We start from the raw sequence: 17,937 nt of genomic DNA, 5'->3' as shown, positions 1-17,937 counted from the left end.
GGTCCTCCCTAAAGACCCGGTCATGATAGAGGTTGTGCCTCCATTAGCCCATCAATACCTGCCCACCATCGACATTGAGCACGTGACCGGTAATCCAACCGGCCAGCGGCGAGCACAGGAACAGGGCAGCATGGGCGATCTCTTCGGGCCGGCCGAAGCGGCCGAACGGAATCTTCGCCAGAGTGCCGTGGTACAGGTCCGGATCGTCTACGCGGCGTCGATCCCACAGGCCATCTTCGAATTCGATCGAGCCCGGCGCGATGGCGTTGACCCGGATCCGGTGCGGCGCCAGCGCGAGCGCCTGGCTGGTCGTGTAATGAGACAGCGCGGCCTTGGCCGCCGCGTACGGCGCAGCGCCGGGACGCGGTTGCTGGGCGGCGATGGATGAGAGGTTGAGGATGCAGGCATCGGTGGATGCGCGCAGCCAGGGCAGGGCCAGCCGCGAGGCCCGCACCGCTGCCATCAGGTCGACTTGCAGGCTGGCGGCCCAGCCGTCTTCGTCGTCGGCCATGCCATAGCCGGTCGCGTTGTTGACCAATACGTCGATGCCGCCGAGGGCTTCGGCGGCGTGCTGCAGCCACCCACCGATCTGCTCCAGATTGGAGAGATCGGCGGCGTGGGTGTGCAACGGCGTGCCCTGGTCCAGGGCATCGCGTGCCAGGTCATCCAGGCCCCGCTGGCCGCGCGCGCAGACCGACACCGATGCGCCTGCGCCGGCGAAGGCCAGCGCGATGCAGCGTCCGATGCCCTTGCTGCCACCGGCAATCAATACCCGGCGGCCGGTGAAATCGATCGCCGGCCGGCCGCCGCGCAGGGGCGCGGTCTCTGCCATCACAGGTCGAACTTGATGCCCTGGGCCAGCGGCAGCGAATCCGAATAGTTGATGGTGTTGGTCTGGCGGCGCATGTAGACCTTCCAGGCATCCGAACCGGATTCGCGACCACCGCCGGTGTCCTTCTCGCCACCGAAAGCGCCACCGATCTCCGCACCGGACGTGCCGATGTTGACGTTGGCGATGCCGCAGTCCGAACCGGCTGCGGACAGGAAGCGCTCGGCCACCTTCAGGTTGGTGGTGAAGATCGACGAGGACAGGCCCTGCGGCACGCCGTTCTGCATGTCGATGGCTTCGTCCAGCGTGCTGTACTTCATCACGTACAGGATCGGGGCGAAGGTTTCGTGCTGGACGACTTCGTCGCTGTTGTTCAGGCCGGTCACGATGGCCGGCAGCACGAAGTTGCCGGCGCGGTCGATGCGGGTACCGCCGGTCTGCACGGTGCCGCCGCTGGCCTTGGCCTTTTCGATGGAGGCCAGGAACTGCTGCACGGCGCCGTCGCTGTTGAGCGGGCCCATCAGGTTGGCCGGGTCGGTCGGATCGCCGATCTTGCCTTCTACCTGCTTGTACGCCTTGACCAGCGTGGCCAGCACGTCGTCATGGATGGATTCGTGCACGATCAGCCGGCGGGTGGTGGTGCAGCGCTGGCCGGCGGTGCCGACCGCACCGAACACGATGCCCGGGATCGCCAGCTTCAGGTCGGCGGTCTCGTCCAGGATGATCGCGTTGTTGCCGCCCAGTTCCAGCAGGCAGCGGCCCAGGCGGTGGGCGACCTTCTCAGCGACGGTGCGGCCGACCTGGGTCGAACCGGTGAAGCTGATCAGCGGCACGCGCTTGTCGGCCACCATCTTTTCCGACAGTGCGGTGCCGGCATCATTGATCAGGAAGAACAGGTCCGGGAAGCCGGCTTCGCGCAGCGCTTCATTGCAGATGCGCATGGAGGCGATCGCGGTCAGCGGGGTCTTGTTGGACGGCTTCCACAGGCAGATGTCGCCGCACACGGTGGCCAGGAACGCATTCCACGCCCACACCGCGACCGGGAAGTTGAACGCGCTGATGATGCCGACCAGGCCCAGCGGCTGGTACTGCTCGTACATCCGGTGGCCCGGGCGCTCTGAATGCATGGTGTAGCCGTACAGCATGCGGCTCTGGCCCACGGCGAAGTCGGCGATGTCGATCATTTCCTGCACTTCGCCGTCGCCTTCCGGCTTGCTCTTGCCCATTTCCAGGGCGACCAGCGAACCCAGCGCGTCCTTGTTGGCGCGCAGGGCTTCGCCGCACAGGCGCACTGCTTCGCCACGGCGCGGGGCCGGGGTGGTGCGCCAGATCTTGAAAGCTTCCTGCGCCCGCGCGATCACGGTTTCGTATTCGTCGGCGGTGGTGGCGCGGACCTGGGCGATGGCTTCACCGGTGGTCGGGTTGACCGGGGTGATCAGCTCGCCGCCGGTGGCGGTGGACCACTCGCCGTTGCCCAGGTAGGTACCGGCGTTGATCGCATCCAGGCCCAAGGCCTTGAGCAGCTTGGCAGACATGCAGACTCCCTCTTTTCGCGTTGTATTGGGGTGGCCGCGGGCCCTGCGGGCAGCGGCGCACTGAGCCGGAGATGGTAGCAGAGGGCCCGGCGAGGGCATGGTGCGCTGCGGTGGGGGTGGGGGTCACGGTAGCGCCGAGCCATGCTCGGCGGGGGCCGTCGGGGCGCAGGACTGGTGGGGGCGGGGGGCTGGTGGGGCCCGGGCCCGGTGGGTGACGACCGTTGGTCGTCACGCTGTTGCCGTTGGCGGTCCCTCCGCCGCTGCGCTCGCCGAGCGTGGCTCGGCGCTACGTGGTGCGGCCTTGCTTCGACCAGTCCGGCTGATCGCGGTGCCAGCGCCACGCGCTTTCAATGATCGGCTCCAGCTCGGTCCAGCGCGGTGCCCAGCCCAGTTGCGCCCGCGCCTTCTCGCTGGATGCCACCAGGCTGGCCGGGTCGCCGTCCCGGCGCGGCGCCACCTCGAACGGCACCGGCTTGCCGGACACCTCGGCCGCAGTCGCGATGACGTCCCGCACAGAGAAGCCTCGGCCATTGCCCAGGTTGAAGGCATGCGCCCCGTCATTGGCTTCCATGAACCCGAGGGCCAGCGCATGCGCCTGGGCAAGGTCCTGCACATGCACGTAATCCCGCACACAGGTGCCATCCGGTGTCGGGTAATCGTCGCCGAATACTCTCAGCGCCGGCCCATCGCCCAGCGCGGCCTTCAGCACATTCGGTATCAGGTGGGTCTCGCACAGGTGCGCTTCGCCGATGCCCTGATCGGGCAGGGCGCCGGCGGCGTTGAAGTAGCGCAGCGACACCGAGCGCAGGCCGTAGGCGGTGGCAGCATCGGCAAGAATCCGCTCGGCCATCAGCTTGCTGGCGCCGTATGGGTTGATGGGGGCCTTGGGGTGATCTTCGTCGATCACCTCGCTCACCGGGTTGCCGAAAATAGCTGCGGTGGAAGAAAACACGATGCGTTGGACGTCATGCCGCTGCATCGCCTCAAGCAGGTTGATGGTGCCGGTGACATTGTTGCGGTAGTAAGCGTTGGGCTGTCGGACCGACTCGCCGACCAGCGAACGTGCGCAGAAATGGATGACCGCATCGAAGCGGCGTCCCCTCAATGCCTGATCCAGTGCGCCGGGGTCGAGCAGATCTGCGTGGATGAACTCGCCCCAACGTACGGCTTGGGCATGGCCGGTCGAGAGATTGTCGAGCACGGTCAGATTGTGGCCGTGGTCGCTGAGCCAGTGGGCCATATGGCTGCCGATGTAGCCTGCGCCGCCGCAGATCAGGACGTTTTTCATGGTTGCCTATCGAAGTTGCGGGCCACGCCAGGGCCTCCACGTGCGAGCCGCCCATGCTAGCAGGGCGCGGTTCGCGAACGACGCGATTCAACAGGCGGCACGTGACGTGCCGCGTCACCTTGTAGTGATGCGTGTCAATTATCTGGCGCCAAGATGGTCGTTTCGATGATAGATGTGACTCAGTTCACCAATCTGCTGCGATCTGGTACACGCCAAGTCTGGTACATTTACGTCACTTATTGACGCCCAAAGCGATCATCAAACGTAACTGTGCTGGCAGGGGAGGCCGGTGCGCTGGAGTAAGTTGTGCGGGCAGACGCCGAAGAAGGAAAGACCGACGTGCTACATGGATCCGTAGAGGGTTTGGCGCCAGCGCATCCGCAGCCGCGCCGGGTCGAGGCGCGCGCTGCACTGGAGCTGGTTCTCCGGCTCGCTGATCTACTGGTCATTCCGGGGGCAGCGGTGGTCTCCCACCTTGTCCGCTTCGGTTTCGCGGCACCTTCCACTTCACAGCGCGTGGTCTTCGGCGCGGTCCTGCTGAGCACGATGGTGTGTTTCTCCGTGGCGCCGATGTATCGCCAGTGGCGTGCCCGCGGCCTGCTGGCCGACCTATGGTTCCTGCTGCTGGCCTGGACCGCGGTCTTCGGTCTTTTCTCCATGTATGCCGTGCTGGTGGACATGACCGACTCGGTGCCCACAACGTGGTTGGTCGGCTGGTACGCGATGGGGCTGGCGGCGATGACCACCACGCGCGTCGGACTGCGGGTGCAGTTGCATCGCCTGCGGGCACGCGGACTGGATCGCGAGCGCGTACTACTCGTAGGCCTGCGCGCGCCGTCGCTGAAGCTGCATCGACTGCTGCGGGGCAAACCGGAAATGGGCAAGGAAGTCATTGGTTACTTCTCCAGCCCCGGCGATATTCCAACCCGCCGCCGCGCCGACGTTCCGCGCTTGCTGGGGGGGATTGAAGACCTGCCGCAGTACATGGACCTGCATCGCGGCGAGTTTGACCAGGTATGGGTGTCGCTGCAGATGGGCAGCGGCCCGCAGATCAAGGACATGCTGAAGAAGATCGAGCGCTTTCCGGTGCCGGTCCGCATCATTCCGGACATCAGTGGCTACGGCACGCTCAACCCGGGTGTCCATCTGGTCGGCAACGTGCCGATGATCGGTGTGCGGCAGGGTTTGCCGGACCAGCATTTCAGGTTGGTGAAGCGGATCGAGGACCTGCTGGTGGCTGGAATCGCGGTGGTGTTGCTGGCCCCGGTCTTCGCCGTGCTGGCGGCCGGCGTGAAGCTGAGTTCGCCGGGCCCGGTCCTGTTCCGCCAGCGCCGGCATGGGCTCGGCGGAAAGGAATTCTGGATGCTGAAATTCCGCTCCATGCGCGTGCATGCCGAAACCCCGGATACCATCACGCAGGCGACCCGTCACGATCCGCGCATTACCCGCTTCGGTTCCTTCCTGCGCCGCAGCAGCCTGGACGAGCTACCGCAGTTCTTCAACGTGCTCGGCGGAAGCATGTCGGTGGTTGGGCCGCGCCCCCACGCCATCCAGCACAACAACCATTATGAAAAGCTGATCGGGCGTTACATGCACCGTCATTACGTCAAACCGGGCATTACCGGCTGGGCCCAGGTGCATGGGCTGCGCGGCGAAACGCCAGAACTGCGCTCGATGAAGAAGCGCGTGCAGTACGACATCGACTACATCCGTCGATGGAGTCCTACGCTGGACGTGCGCATCATCGCGTTGACGGCGTTCAAGGTTTTGGGGCAGAAGTCGGCTTACTAGGCCAGCTTGCTGATGCATCCTGGCCGGTCGCTGCGCTACCCTGTGCGTTGATGGCGACAGGAACCGGTTGTGTTCAAGAATATTCTTTTCGTGTGCGTGGGAAACATCTGCCGCAGCCCTTCGGCGGAGGTCATGCTGCGCGGACTGGTGGCCGGCAAGGGGATCGAGGTGTCTTCTGCAGGCTTGGGGGCGCTGGTCGACCATGGCGTCGACCCAACCGCACAGGCATTGCTGCTCGAGCACGGGTTGGATGGCAGCAGCCATCGAGGCCGGCAGATCAGTGGCAGCATCCTCGGGCAGGCCGATCTGGTATTGACGATGGAGCGCAAGCACGTCCGCCGCATCACCGAGATCGCACCGGAAGCCTCGGGAAAGACCTTCCTGCTGGGCAAGTGGCAGCAGGACCGTGAAATTCCCGATCCATATCGCCAGCAGCGCGCAGCCTTCGAGCATGTGTACAAGCTGATGGCCGAAGGGGTGCAGAGCTGGGTCAAGTACCTGTAGCGCGGGGGTGTGCCGCGGCAGTGCCGACCCTGGTCGGCACGTCGCCGGTCAGTCGGTGATCGACTTCAGGTTGTCATAGAAGAAACGCTCGTCGCGCTCGCCGGTCACGTTATACAGCGAGTATTTGCGTGACAGCATCGCGCCACCGTCGCGGATCAGCGGATTCCAGTTGATCGCCGCACGCGCGCGGGTGGAGCGGGGCAGGACGTGGTCGAACGGGATGCTGAAGTAGAGCCCCTTGTCGAAGCTGCCTTCGCCGAAGTCCGCGGCCGACACATCGGTCTTGGTCGCATACGCGCCCATGGTCACGCCGTTGTCGAACACGCGCGCGATGTTCACCGTGGCGCCATAGTCGCCGGCCAGGTAGCGGCCGACCGACATCGAGCCGACGATGCGTTCGCGTGCATCAAAGGCGTAGTACAGCATTGCATGGCCGGTGGTCATGCGGTAATCGCGCAGGCCCCAGTGCTGGTCGAAGTCGCGCTGCTGCACGCGGTTGATGTTCACCCCGACAGCCCAGGGCTGGTCCATCGGGCGGTACAGCAGCTCACCGCCGACGCCGGCATACATCCATTCCAGGTAGCCGGCGTACGCCATGCCGTAAACGTCGCGTCCAAAGCGGTGGGCGACGTTGAGCTGCAGGTTGGGCAGGGTCACGTCATTGTCGACCATGTAGCGACGCAGGTCGGTACGCACGCGCGGCAGCCGGCTGGGCGCGTTGTACTTGAACTTGTCGTAGTTGTTCAACAGGTCCGCGCTCACCGTCCCGGTCAGCCACATGTCGGGGCGGAAGAAGAAGCTGCCCGAGTAGTTGGCCGCGACCTGGTACAGGATGAAGCCGTCCGGGCCGCCGAGATTCTGCCGGTAACCCAGGCTGAAGCCGCCGCCGTACGGGCTGTGCGGGGCGCGGTAGAGCACCTCGCGGTCCACTTCGGCAGGTGCCTGCAGATCGGTACTGCGCCGCAGGACATCGTCCTCGACCGTGCCGTCCAGGTTGCCCAGCAGCGCATCACGCTTGACCGACATGTCCACGATCGGCATACCCAGTCGGGTGGTGCGCAGGGTGTACCAATCGTAATCGTCGCCCGTCGTACTGGACAGGGTCCGGCCTGCCCGACCGAGGCCCTTGGCCGGGCTGAAGTAGCGCACCTGGTAGCCGTCGACGAACAGTTCGCCGCCTCGGCGGGAAATCTGGTCCACGCGGAAGCCGGCGTTGTCGCGGAGCTGCGATGAAACGGTGGCCCAGTCGGGCTCCACCCCACCGGAAGCGCCGGTTTCAGGCCTGTCGGCGCCCAACGCGAGGGCAGGGGCCTGCTGAGCGGCCTCGGCGCGCTGCGCGGCAGCTGCGCTCGGCTTGATCGGCGGTGGATCAAACGGCTTGGGCGCCGGGGAGGCGCCCCCGGGATTGCCGCGCAGCGTAAGCGAGAACATCGCCGCGTCGCCGCGCTCCCACGCCGCCGTCAGTTCCACATTGCGGTTGGGAACGTAGACGAGGCCGACATTGATCGGCGTGCGCTGGGTCAGGTTGTTGTTGCGCGGTTCCCGCTTGTAGTCGTTGCCGTCGTATTCCACTTTCACCAGCAAGGCGTCCCAGGGCGTCTGGTAGGTAAGACCACCAAAGATGCCAACCGGGCCGCGGAACATGTTGCTGACGCCGAACTTGCCGGCCTGGGCAATGGCGCTGGTGGCGATCGGACGACGGTCCTTGAACCGGTCATCGATGATGCCCAGCGGGTTGGAGAAGTCGCCACGGTTGCCCAGGTAGCCGGTCGCCAGGCCCAGCGAGGCGTCGACGGGGCCGAAGTTCTTGCTGGCCACGAGGTATTCACTGGAGAAGAAGCCGGTGCCGCCGATGTCGCGCACGCCGAACGATACGTCGGGCATCCAGCGCGATTCCTGCCACAGACGCAGCTTGAAATCGATCGACTTGTCCTTGTAGTTCTGGTCGCCGGCAATGTTCGGACCATAACGGATATTGGACACGTTGATGTAGCGGAACGTTCCTTCGAGCCAGCTGAACGGCTGCAACGTGACGTTGTAGCGGCTGTAGGGGGAGTTGTGCGACGCGGTGAAGGCAATGTCGCCCGCGGTGTTCATGCGCGCGGTGGGGGTCTGCAGCAACCCGCTGCCGCCCCATTCGCTTGCGGTGACCGGTGGTGCCTGCTGCGCGTGAAGCGCGGTGGACAGGCACATCGCCAGCAGGCTCACGGCGAGGGTGGCGGGGCCACGGGCGGGCAGGGGTTTTGCGGAAACGGTCATCAAGGATCGACAGGTTGCGTGGCGATGAACGAAGCAAAGTCTTCGTTGAAGGAGGTGTCGATGTGCTTCATCGCCGACTCGCGTACCGGCACGTAGATCGTGCCGCCGGCGGCCACTGGCTGCGCATCGGCACGGTTCCACGCCGCGATGCCCAAGGCCTGCACCAGCCCGTCCGGCTGCACCACGTACAGCGTGTCCGGATCTGCGGCATCGGAAACAGGGCAGTGCGCCAGATAGGCCTTTGCGTCCTGCATCGGCTGGTGGGGCAGCGTGCAGGGCTGGATCACGGCGCCGACGACGTGCACGGTCTGCGGGCGCAGCGGGATGATGATGCTGTCCCCCTGCCCGGCGACGGGATTGTTGTGCGGCTGCACCTGCATCAGGCGGCGATCCAGCACCAACCGCACGCGGCCGGTTGCCGGATGTGCTTCCAGCCACACCTGCAGTAGTTCGCCTGCTGCCCGTACATCAAGGTTTTCATGCTGCGGCAACTGACTCAGCGTATGCAGCAGGCCGGCGCGCTGGCGCAGCTGGTCCTGCCTTTCCTGTTCGCGCTGCAGGCTGCTGCCGAGCAGGTAGGCCGCGGTGCTGGGGCGCACTGCGTTAAGCACATCGGAGATGCGCCCACCCGCCTGCACCTGGACGGCACCGGGCACCTCGACCGCGCCCTGCACGCTGACTTCGGACACACCGGAGTCCGGTAATGCGGCCCACAGCGAAGAAGAGCAGGCCAGGAGTATCAGCGTCGCCGCACTGCGAAACATCATCATTCAGTCCTGCGCCGTGCGGTAGGGTTTGAGCTGGGTGAGTTCCACCGCGTAGCCGGGCGCGAGGTGCTGGCGGCTCTTCCAGATGAAACCGGTCGTTGCATCCGCCCAGTACAGGTTGGTGGCACCAATGCCCCCGCCTTGCAGCTGTTCTTCGAAACGCACCAGTTGCATCTGCCTGCCGAGGATTTCCACTTTGTCCGTGCCGTGGCGGGTGAGCGTTCCGGTGACCGGCACCGACACCGCATAGGCGGGGGTGGCATCGTACTGGCGCTGCACCTTCACCGGCGTGGTGACCTTCGCGAGGTCGTGGAACGGCGAATCGCCGACGATGCGGTTGCTTATCCGCCTTCCGTTACCCGACGTTCCTGTGACCAGGCCATCGCGATCCAGCTGGAATACCGCTTCCCTTCCTGCGTACCAGACCTGCTGCCCATCATCGACATAGCCGAGCACCATGACCGCGCTCATGTCCGGGGCGCGCAGCTGGATCTGCGGATAGCGGTTGGCGGCGACCTGCGCGGGTGTGGCTTCAACATCACGGTTGAAAAGCAGCCGGAACGAATCGCTGGTGGAGCGGCTGGCCGATGTACAGGCGGCCAGCGCGAGTACCAGCGCAGATCCGGCGACAAGCGGTCGGATGGCGCGCCAGCTGCGGGAGGCAGCGCGCTGCGAGGCCTTACGGGCCATCATGTCAGTTGCTTCCGACTTCGTTTTCCGTCCGCGCGGCCGTGTACAGGATGCTGGTGAACGGCAGCAGCTGGTTGACGAAGCGGTTCCAACGGGTCACGCCGGCTGCACCGATGAACACGACGTCGCCCGGCTGCAGCATGAACTGGCTGCCCACGGCGAAGGCGGTCGGCGAACGTGCCTCGAGCTGGTAGACCATCGACGGTTCGGCGATCAGGTCATGCGAACCACGGATCACGTACACGGCGTTGCCGTTGGCAGTGGCCTGGGTCAAGCCACGTGCCCGGCCCAAGGCCTGGTTGAGCGACACGTCGCCGGTGCGGAAGCTGTACGCACCCGGAAGGTTCACTTCGCCAACAACGAAGATCTCCTTGCGGTCCAGGTAAGGCACGAAGATCGAGTCGCCGTCCTTCAGGTACAGCTGGCGGCCGCCGTATTGGTTGGCCAGTGTTTCCAGATTGATCGTATAGGTGACCCCTGCGCGGCTGAGACGCACACCGGACAGGTCGGCCTGGGTGGGATTGAGGCCGCCTTGGCTGATCGCATCGGCAAGTGTCAGCGGGGAGGTGCCCAGTGAGATCGGCGTGGAGCGTTCAGCGGCACCGGTAACCCAGATGCGCTGGCTGCCGTAGTTGAGCACCGACACGTCAACCTGCGGTGACTCGATGTACTTGGCCAGGCGCTGGGTGATTTCCTCGCGCAATTGCACGGGCGTCCTGTCGCGGGCAACCACCTTGCCGATGTAGGGATAGAAGAACGACCCATCACTCTGCACCAGGCGCCCGGCAAGATTGCCCTGCTGCTGCGAGCCCGCCGGCACCGTCAATTCCGGGTGATCCCAAACGGTGACATACAGAACGTCACCCACCCCGACGCGATAGTCCTGCGGCTGGTAGTCGAACAGATCGGCCGGCAGTACCTGCTCGGCCTGCGTTGCGCGGTCCATGGCGATCAGCTTCGGCGTGATCGTGACCATTTCCAGGCGGCCGTCGTCGCTGCGCTGCGAGCGCGATACATCGCTCTGCCGCAGGTGCTGCCCGGGGGCCAGCAGGCAGCCGGAGAGAGTAGCGGACGCAAGGAGGGCGACAGCAAAGCAGGAGAGCTTGGTTTTCATGGATCTATGTGGTTTCCAGCAGGCAAAAAAAACCCTCGCCAAGCATTGCCCGGCGAGGGCTGGGATTCAAGCGGGCTGCAGATCAGCCGCCAGTGCCACCGGTACCGCCAGTGCCGCCGGTGCCACCCGTGCCGCCGGTGCCACCACCGCCGTCGCCGCCACCACCGCCACCGCCGCCGCCTGCGTCATTCTCACCGCTGGAGCTGTCGCCGCCGATGCTGTAGAGGACTGCACCCGTTGCAATCGCTGCCACCACGGTGCTGGCAATGGCGACCGTCGAGTAGCCGCCGGCTTCTGCGCCTGCAACTTCCGCGCTGGTGGTGGTCGAGGACTGCTCAACCTGTGCATCCTGAGCCAGGACGGGGGAAGACAGGCCGACGAGGGCCAGTACTGCAAAGATCTTCTTCATAAAACGGGGTCTCCTACTCCGTCTGGGGGGATTTGAACACCCCTATGGTCAGGGCATGCGGGATGGCTGTCAAGGTAATCACGACATGAAAGGCCTATGGCGTCAGCATTTTACGTTGCAATGTGACGGACTTCTCATGCAACGCGCTTCGTACGTAGGCCTTCTTCGCGCCTGACAGTGCGGTGGCCAGATGCACTACGGCCTCGTGCGTGGTCGCCTGAGGAAAGGCGGCCGGCATGAACGCGCCTGCGATGAGCGCGGCGGCAACCCATCTGGGCGATGCGGGGGCGGTTGCGTCAAGTCGCCGCAAGGTCCATGCCGAGCCGATCGCGCCCAGCAGCCATCCGCTCGCCACTTCCGACCAGGAATGCGCGTTCAGCGGCAAGCGCGAGTAAGCAATGGCCGCTGCCAGCAGCAAGCCGGCCACTGCGACCCAGTACGCGCCACGCCTTGGCATGCACAGCGCGAGCAGCACGGGCCAGATGGAAGCAGACACGGCCGCGTGGCCGCTGATGCCGGTGAAGTCCAGGCGCGCGGAGCCGATGCCCCAACCGAGGAAGGCCAGCTTGGAGGCCAATACCATGGCGCCGATCACGCAGAGCGTGACCGTCCATCGAAGGTGCCAGCGGCTGGCGCGATGCCAGCCCATGACAATCAGGACCAGCGCCGCCGGTACGAGTAAACGGCTGTCGCCCAGGATTGAAAGGAGGTGCCACGTGGACGGCATGCAGGGAGGCACCGGGTGGGGTGGGACAGAATACGGCGCAGTTGCACCGCCCAGCTGACCGTAGCCCTTACGTAGTAGTCCTGCGTGCGCTCAGGCTGTATCCTTCACACCCTCGATCTGGCCCCGTAGCTCAGCTGGATAGAGCGTCCCCCTCCTAAGGGGAAGGTCGCCCGTTCGAATCGGGCCGGGGTCACCAGAATCAAAGTGTTGCGCCGGGGTGGTCGTGAATGCCACGTTTCTCATTGTTTCGGATCGCCTCTGGCACAGTTGGCACAGAGACTCATGGTCGCCGGCGGCACGCATTCTGATGTTGTCGCAACCCGCACGTTTCTGCTCCGCATCTCCGCCCCTGCACTGACCGTTTCCGATATCGATTCCGATATCGAAGGGGCGGATTCCGTTGACCTGATCAACCTCGGCCTTCGTTGCCTGGCTTTCATGGGCAGCCAGAATGCAGCATCCCCGCCTGCGTAGGCGACGCGATGGCCGACGTTGCCGTCATTCCCCCGTCCCGACAGCCGACACTGGGTGTGCGAACTATCGGGGTTGGTGGAATAACGGGAACGGACCCACGCCAGATGCGGGCGTATCGCAGTGATACGGTCAGGGCATGAGCATCATCGGCGGCATCCTGTCCTTCGGCATCGCGCTGGCTGTCTTCAGTTTGCTGTTCGCTGCCTTGTTGACTTTCACGGCCGTCATCGTCAGAACGGTGAGAGCAGCGATGCTGGCTGTTGCCGCCCTGTTCCGAGGGGTGGCCGAAGAACCCTGCATGGACAACGTTTGCCCCGATTGCAACGGAGTAGAAGGGTGTACGCCGCATTGCCCCGGCGGCGCGGTCGATGATGCCGCTGCGCCTACAAGGCCGACTGAGCGCACTGGACAAGGCTTCAAGGCCCTTTTGCGGTTTGACCGCAGGAAGTAGCCGACGGGAAGTGGCCGATTGGAAGTGGCCGACTGACGGGGCGCGGGGCCCGCAGCCCGATATGCAGGCGAATGCCCTCCCGTAGCGCCCGGCCGCCCGCGGCTCCAGCGCCATCCCGCGCCAACGAACGTTTTACACAGCAGGAAGAAGCACTGGATACAGTGCGCGATCACTCAGGGGATTGGCCATGCAGCACCGACGTAACCGGCAAGGGATCAGCTGCGGCATCACCCTTGCCGCGCTGCTGCTGGCACCTCTCGCCGCCGCCGCGCAGGCCGTGACGGCACAAGGACCGGTGGTCGACATGGCGGCCGTCCGGGTCACCGGCGAGCAGCCCGGCCCGGGGCTGTGGAAGGTGAGCAACGCGCAGGGTCACGTGTTGTGGCTGCTGGGTACGGTGGCGCCGTTGCCGGCCGGCGTGACCTGGCGTTCGGACCAGGTGCAGCAGGTCATTGCCACCTCCGACCACGTGCTCGGTCCGCCTGGCTGGACACCGGACGTCAAGCTCGGCCTGCTGCGCGGCCTTACCCTGCTACCGCTGGCGATGAAAACCGCCAAGGATCCGCAGGGGCGCACCCTGCAGCAGATCGTGGCGCCGGAAACCTACGCGCGCTGGCTGGGCCTGAAGGCCACCTATCTTGGCCGCGATGGCGGGGTGGAGAAGAAGCGCCCGATGATCGCTTCGGGCGAGTTGTACATGGCCTTCCTCAAGCGCCAGGGCCTGCGCGACAGCGGGCAGGTGACCGAAGCCCTTGAACGTGCCTACAAGGCCAACAAGCTGCAGCCGGAAGAGGCGCGGGTGAAGCTTCCCATTGCCGATGCGCGGGGCGCCCTGAAGGAATTGCAGGGTACCGAGGTGGACGACCGTGCCTGCTTCGAACGCACATTGGATACCGTGGAATTCCAGGCCCCGGTGCTGCGCGAGCGTGCCAACGCATGGGCATCGGGGGATATCCGGGCCCTGCGCCGGCTGGCCGTGATGTCCATGGCGCGCACCTGCCGGGACGTGGTGCAGGATTCGGCTTTCGCGCGCAGCCGCGGTTGGAACGACTTGCCGCAGCAGGCGCGCACGCAGTGGGTGGGCCTGGCCGACAAGGCGCTGGCCCAGCATGCCAGCACGTTCTCCACGGTACCGGTCAGCCTGCTGCTGGGCCCGGAGGATTACCTGGGTGCGTTGCGCGCCCGTGGCTACGAGATCGAGCCGCCGCCGGAGTGACCTGCTGGCGCTGGCACTGACGCGCGTAGTGCTCAGCGCAGCGGCATGCGCAGGGTGAATGTCGTGCCGATAGCCTCGCCGGACTGCACTGTCAGTGCGCCACCATGCGAAACGGCGATCTGCGAAGCGATGTAAAGCCCCAGGCCCAGGCCGGAATCCAGCCGCTGGTCGCCGGTGCGGTGGAAGGGCTCGAACAGGGTCTTCATCGACGCCTCGGCAATCACCCCTTCGTTGCGCACTTCCAGCACCAGCGCGGTGTCGTCGGCGTGGCCGCGCAGTACGATCGGACGGCCCTTGCGACCGTGGATGGCCGCGTTGATCAGCAGGTTGCTGACCAGTTGCGAGAGGCGGTCCGCATCGCAGGTCACCACCTCGGGCAGCGCCAGTTCAACGATCAACGGACAACCGGGGTAGGGGGCCAGTGCCTGCTCGGCGGCGTTGGCCAGCAGCGCAGACAGATCACGCCAGGGCCGCACACGCAGGGCGATGCCCGAGCCCAGCCGGCCGCGTGCGAAATCCAGCGTCACATCGATCAGTTCCGCCATCCGGTCCGCGCTGTCGTCCAGGTGCCGCAGCAGGCTCTGCTGCGCCTCGCTGGTGGCCGACAAGGACAGCAGGTCTGAGGTGACCCGGATCGCCTGCAGCGGATTGCGCAGGTCATGGGCCAGCACGGCGATGAACTCCTCGCGCTCCTTTCCTTCCTGGCGCAGCGCGCTGTTGAGTACTTCGGAGGCTTGCAGGCGGCTTTCGGGCGACGCGTTCCGATCCCGCTTGTCGCCGTCGTGCTGGTCACCGGAGTCGTGCGCTTCGGCCGCGCCGATCTGCTCGGCCACCACCGCCCCCAGCGCACGCATGGCGTGCACGATTTCATCGGTGATCACGCGGGGCTCGGGATCCAGCGTGCACAGCGTGCCGAACACCCGCCCATCGGCCAGTACCACCGGCACCGAGATGTAGCTGCGGAAGCCATGCAGGGCCGGGATTGGACTGTCGCAGCGCTTCTGGTCCTGGCGGCAATCGCCGAACCAGATCGCTTCCCCGGTCGCGGTCACGTCGCGGCAGAAGGTGTTGATCAGATCCAGCCGAAGGCCGGCGGAGATGCCGAGCCCAGCGCGGTCCAGTGCGTGCACGGCGCGCCATTGCTGCTCACCGACCTCGCCGATCAGCGCCACACGCATGCCGCTTACGGCACAGGCAAGTTCCAGGCAGGAGTGGAACGAGGGCAGGGGACCTTCCTTGGTGGATCTGTCATGCATAGGGCGGGGCATGCCGTTTCAGGAACACTGGGCCGAACGTCGGTCGCGATGGGTCGATTGTGACATTGCCATTCGTATCCCGTTCTCTGGCGTCGCCCTGAATCCTTAACCGTTCATGCGCTTGGCCGGGTTTACGTAGCGCTCCAGATCCCGAACGCAACAACGATCAGCGGCAAGCCGGAAATGGATAGTGGAGTCACGTTCTGCCGACTGGAGAATCAGTCGCGTCTGATGGGCTGGGTGCGTCCAAGGCTGCACGCTTGCGCCGCAACAGCTGACGCCCCGTTGGCATGGAGTTTTGCCATGGAATACATGATCGCGCTGTTGAAAGAAATGGCGCTGGTCCCGGTAACCCTTCTGCCGATCATCAATCCGCTGAGCATCGCCTCGATATTCGTCTCCACCGTTGGCAACAAGCACGCCCTGGCGCGCGTGCTGGCGCGCCAGATCGGGATGAACGTGGCGTGGGTGATCATCGGTTCGATGCTGGTCGGCACCTACGTGCTGACCATCTTCGGCATTTCGCTGGCGGTCGTGCGTTTCGGTGGCGGCCTGCTGGTGGCGGCCAGTGCCTGGCGCATGCTGGCGCCGCGCCCGGATACCTCACCGACGGTGCAGGAGACCGAGGCGGCTGGCATTGCCGACAATCAGTTGATGCAACGCAGTTTCTATCCGCTGACGTTCCCGCTGACCACCGGCCCGGGTGTGATTTCCGCCTGCATCACCTTGGGCGCGCACGGCGAATCGATGAATCCGCTGCATTTTCTTTCCGGCGCGATCGTCGCGGTCGGCGGGGCGCTGATGGTGGCAGTGGTGATCTACCTGATCCTGCGCAACTCGATCGTGGTGGTCACCCGCCTGGGCCCCTCAGGCGCGGTGGTGATGCAGCAACTGGTTGCCTTCGTGCTGTTGTGCATCGGCATCCAGCTGGTGTGGTCGGGCTGGCTGGACCTGAGCGCAGCCCATTGAAAGCAAGCGGCCGCTCAACGTGCGGTCAGCAGCTCCACCAGCTGCCGCAGCCGATACGGCTTGGGCAGGAACTCCACATGCCCCGGCAACGGTGGCAGCTGCGAACGCGCATAGCCGGAGGACAGGATCATCCGCGCGCCCGGCTGGGTACGGGCGACGTGTTCGCTGAGCTCGATCCCGGACATCCCGTTGGGCATGCTGACATCGCTGAACACCACATCGTATTGATGCTCGCCAGCCATCATTGCCAGCGCTTCGTGGCCATCGGCGGTGGTATCGACGTTGATGCCCATGTCCTGCAGGGCCAGGCCGATCATGTCGCGCAGGTCTTCCTGGTCTTCGACCATGAGTACGCGGATGGAATCAGTCATTGGCAGGAACCTCCAGGGCAGGCAGCAGCAGGCTGACCGTCGTGCCACCACCTTCGGTGCTGGACACATCGACGAAACCGCCGCATTGGGTGATGAAACCGAACACCTGGCTCAGGCCCAGACCGCTGCCCTTGCCGATGTCCTTGGTCGTGAAAAATGGCTCGCTGGCCCGGGCGGCGACGTCTGGCGCCATGCCGTGGCCCTCATCCTGAACGCGGATGGCGACGAAATTCCGGTACGTGGGCGTGTCGGCCTGGGGATCCAGGCGACGCTCGATGTCCCCGATGATACAGATACGACCGCCCTCCGGCATGGCATCGCAGGCGTTGCCGACCAGGTTGGACAGCGCCGCCTCCAGTTGCCCGGGATCCAGCAGCACGTCCGGCAGGTCGCTGCGCAGCTGCAGGCTGAGCGAATGATGAGCCAGGCAGCGCTGCTGGAGCGCCGCCATCGCCGGCTGCAGCCAGTTCGCGGTGGTGACCCGTTCGCGCACCAGCGTCTGGCCGGCACCGAAGGCAAGCAGCTGCCGGGTCAGCAGCGCGCCACGGTCGGCCGCGGCCTGCGCATTGCTGATCAGGCGTTCGGTGGTTTCATCCGAAGCGCAGCGCAGCGCGATCAGGTCCAGCGCATTGTGGATGGTGGTCAGCAGGTTGTTGAACTCGTGCGCCAGCCCGCGGCTGAGCTGGCTCACTTTTTCGAACTGCTGGGTGCTGGCGAGCGCCCGCTGCGCATCACGCAGCAGCACCTGCGCCTGGTAGCTTTCGGTGATATCGCGGGTCACCTTGACGAAGCCGACGAGGTGCTCGCCTTCATACACCGGTTCGATGACTACGCTGGCGCGGAAACGGCTCCCGTCACTGCGCACCCGCCAGCCCTCACCTGCGTAGCGGCCTTCGCTGGCAGCGATGGACAGCGAGCGCTCGGGCTCGCCGGCATCGCGGTCGGCGGGGCAGTGGAAACGGCTGAAATGGGTGCCGATCACTTCCTCGGCGCTGTAGCCCTTGATCCGCTGCGCGCCGGGATTCCAGGTGCACACCACGCCGTCCGGATCCATCAGGTACAGGGCATGGTCAGTGACGCTCTCGATAAGGAGCGTCAACTGTCTGGACGTATCTGTCTGAGCGGTGAGCTTGGAGACGGCGTTTACCACGGGACTGCGCTGAAACCCCTGAGGCCGGTGACGCTAGAAGCGACAGTGTGAAGGAATTGTGTACGCGGTCACGTGCCGAAAGTCGTGCCGGAAACGACGGGCATTCAGTTAACATCGCACTTCTTTGTGTCGGGATC

The 17,937-nt window shown here is 65.2% G+C and carries 17 protein-coding genes and 1 tRNA gene; 6 read left to right on the top strand and 12 right to left on the bottom strand.

From position 1 onward, the window contains the following. Positions 1-43: 43 nt before the first annotated feature. The 3 genes from IFT63_RS07665 to galE form a co-directional block, all read right to left on the bottom strand. Positions 44-832, bottom strand: coding sequence for an SDR family NAD(P)-dependent oxidoreductase (locus tag IFT63_RS07665; protein WP_192083731.1), 789 nt, complete (start codon positions 830-832; stop codon positions 44-46). After that, a complete protein-coding gene (locus tag IFT63_RS07660) occupies positions 832-2,364 on the bottom strand; it encodes an aldehyde dehydrogenase family protein (RefSeq protein ID WP_192083730.1) in 1,533 nt (510 codons plus the stop codon). Before IFT63_RS07660 ends, IFT63_RS07665 begins: the two co-directional genes overlap by 1 nt. Before the next feature lie 286 nt (positions 2,365-2,650). After that, a complete protein-coding gene (gene galE, locus IFT63_RS07655; protein WP_192083729.1) occupies positions 2,651-3,652 on the bottom strand; it encodes a UDP-glucose 4-epimerase GalE in 1,002 nt (333 codons plus the stop codon). Between the two features lie 363 nt (positions 3,653-4,015). Between galE and IFT63_RS07650 the strand changes: the two genes are divergently transcribed. Then, positions 4,016-5,443, top strand: coding sequence for an undecaprenyl-phosphate glucose phosphotransferase (locus tag IFT63_RS07650; protein WP_197974236.1), 1,428 nt, complete (start codon positions 4,016-4,018; stop codon positions 5,441-5,443). 69 nt (positions 5,444-5,512) lie between these two features. Beyond that, positions 5,513-5,947: a low molecular weight phosphotyrosine protein phosphatase gene (locus IFT63_RS07645; protein WP_192083728.1), complete on the top strand. Its 435-nt coding sequence runs from the start codon at positions 5,513-5,515 to the stop codon at positions 5,945-5,947. Positions 5,948-5,995: 48 nt separating this feature from the next. Here IFT63_RS07645 and IFT63_RS07640 read toward each other — a convergent pair whose 3' ends face one another. The 6 genes from IFT63_RS07640 to IFT63_RS07615 form a co-directional block, all read right to left on the bottom strand. Continuing rightward, positions 5,996-8,206, bottom strand: coding sequence for a YjbH domain-containing protein (locus IFT63_RS07640; RefSeq protein WP_192083727.1), 2,211 nt, complete (start codon positions 8,204-8,206; stop codon positions 5,996-5,998). Continuing rightward, complete coding sequence (locus IFT63_RS07635; protein WP_192083726.1) at positions 8,206-8,973, bottom strand: capsule biosynthesis GfcC family protein; 768 nt, start codon at positions 8,971-8,973, stop codon at positions 8,206-8,208. The genes IFT63_RS07640 and IFT63_RS07635 overlap by 1 nt, the downstream gene beginning before the upstream one ends. 3 nt (positions 8,974-8,976) lie before the next feature. Then, positions 8,977-9,666: a YjbF family lipoprotein gene (locus tag IFT63_RS07630; protein WP_249404357.1), complete on the bottom strand. Its 690-nt coding sequence runs from the start codon at positions 9,664-9,666 to the stop codon at positions 8,977-8,979. Between the two features lies 1 nt (position 9,667). Next, positions 9,668-10,777, bottom strand: coding sequence for a polysaccharide biosynthesis/export family protein (locus IFT63_RS07625; RefSeq protein WP_192083725.1), 1,110 nt, complete (start codon positions 10,775-10,777; stop codon positions 9,668-9,670). An 82-nt stretch (positions 10,778-10,859) separates the two neighbouring features. Further along, positions 10,860-11,186: a hypothetical protein gene (locus tag IFT63_RS07620; RefSeq protein ID WP_192083724.1), complete on the bottom strand. Its 327-nt coding sequence runs from the start codon at positions 11,184-11,186 to the stop codon at positions 10,860-10,862. Between the two features lie 94 nt (positions 11,187-11,280). Then, entirely contained in the window at positions 11,281-11,913 is a 633-nt protein-coding gene (locus IFT63_RS07615) for a phosphatase PAP2 family protein (protein ID WP_192083723.1), read from the bottom strand. A gap of 119 nt (positions 11,914-12,032) precedes the next feature. Here IFT63_RS07615 and IFT63_RS07610 point away from each other — a divergent pair. From IFT63_RS07610 to IFT63_RS07600, 3 genes are all read left to right on the top strand, one after another. After that, positions 12,033-12,109 (top strand) — tRNA-Arg (locus tag IFT63_RS07610). A 414-nt stretch (positions 12,110-12,523) separates the two neighbouring features. Then, a complete protein-coding gene (locus IFT63_RS07605) occupies positions 12,524-12,838 on the top strand; it encodes a hypothetical protein (protein WP_192083722.1) in 315 nt (104 codons plus the stop codon). A 187-nt stretch (positions 12,839-13,025) separates the two neighbouring features. Then, positions 13,026-14,054: a TraB/GumN family protein gene (locus IFT63_RS07600; RefSeq protein WP_192083721.1), complete on the top strand. Its 1,029-nt coding sequence runs from the start codon at positions 13,026-13,028 to the stop codon at positions 14,052-14,054. A 32-nt stretch (positions 14,055-14,086) separates the two neighbouring features. Here IFT63_RS07600 and IFT63_RS07595 read toward each other — a convergent pair whose 3' ends face one another. Beyond that, entirely contained in the window at positions 14,087-15,322 is a 1,236-nt protein-coding gene (locus IFT63_RS07595; protein ID WP_192083720.1) for a GAF domain-containing sensor histidine kinase, read from the bottom strand. Positions 15,323-15,613: 291 nt separating this feature from the next. Between IFT63_RS07595 and IFT63_RS07590 the strand changes: the two genes are divergently transcribed. Beyond that, positions 15,614-16,279: a MarC family protein gene (locus IFT63_RS07590; protein ID WP_192083719.1), complete on the top strand. Its 666-nt coding sequence runs from the start codon at positions 15,614-15,616 to the stop codon at positions 16,277-16,279. 14 nt (positions 16,280-16,293) lie between these two features. Here the strand turns inward: IFT63_RS07590 and IFT63_RS07585 are convergent, their stop codons facing one another. Together IFT63_RS07585 and IFT63_RS07580 are read right to left on the bottom strand one after the other, a co-directional pair. Beyond that, entirely contained in the window at positions 16,294-16,650 is a 357-nt protein-coding gene (locus IFT63_RS07585; RefSeq protein WP_042612511.1) for a response regulator, read from the bottom strand. Then, positions 16,643-17,749 carry an ATP-binding protein gene (locus IFT63_RS07580; RefSeq protein WP_197974235.1) on the bottom strand — a complete coding sequence of 369 codons (1,107 nt, stop codon included), beginning with the start codon at positions 17,747-17,749 and terminating at the stop codon, positions 16,643-16,645. Before IFT63_RS07580 ends, IFT63_RS07585 begins: the two co-directional genes overlap by 8 nt. Positions 17,750-17,937: the final 188 nt, after the last annotated feature.

The sequence above is a fragment of the Stenotrophomonas sp. CFBP 13724 genome (assembly GCF_014841975.1).
GTDB lineage: Bacteria > Pseudomonadota > Gammaproteobacteria > Xanthomonadales > Xanthomonadaceae > Stenotrophomonas > Stenotrophomonas lacuserhaii.
The sequence above is the reverse complement of the archived record's forward strand: the minus strand, read 5'-3'. Positions and strand labels throughout refer to the sequence as shown.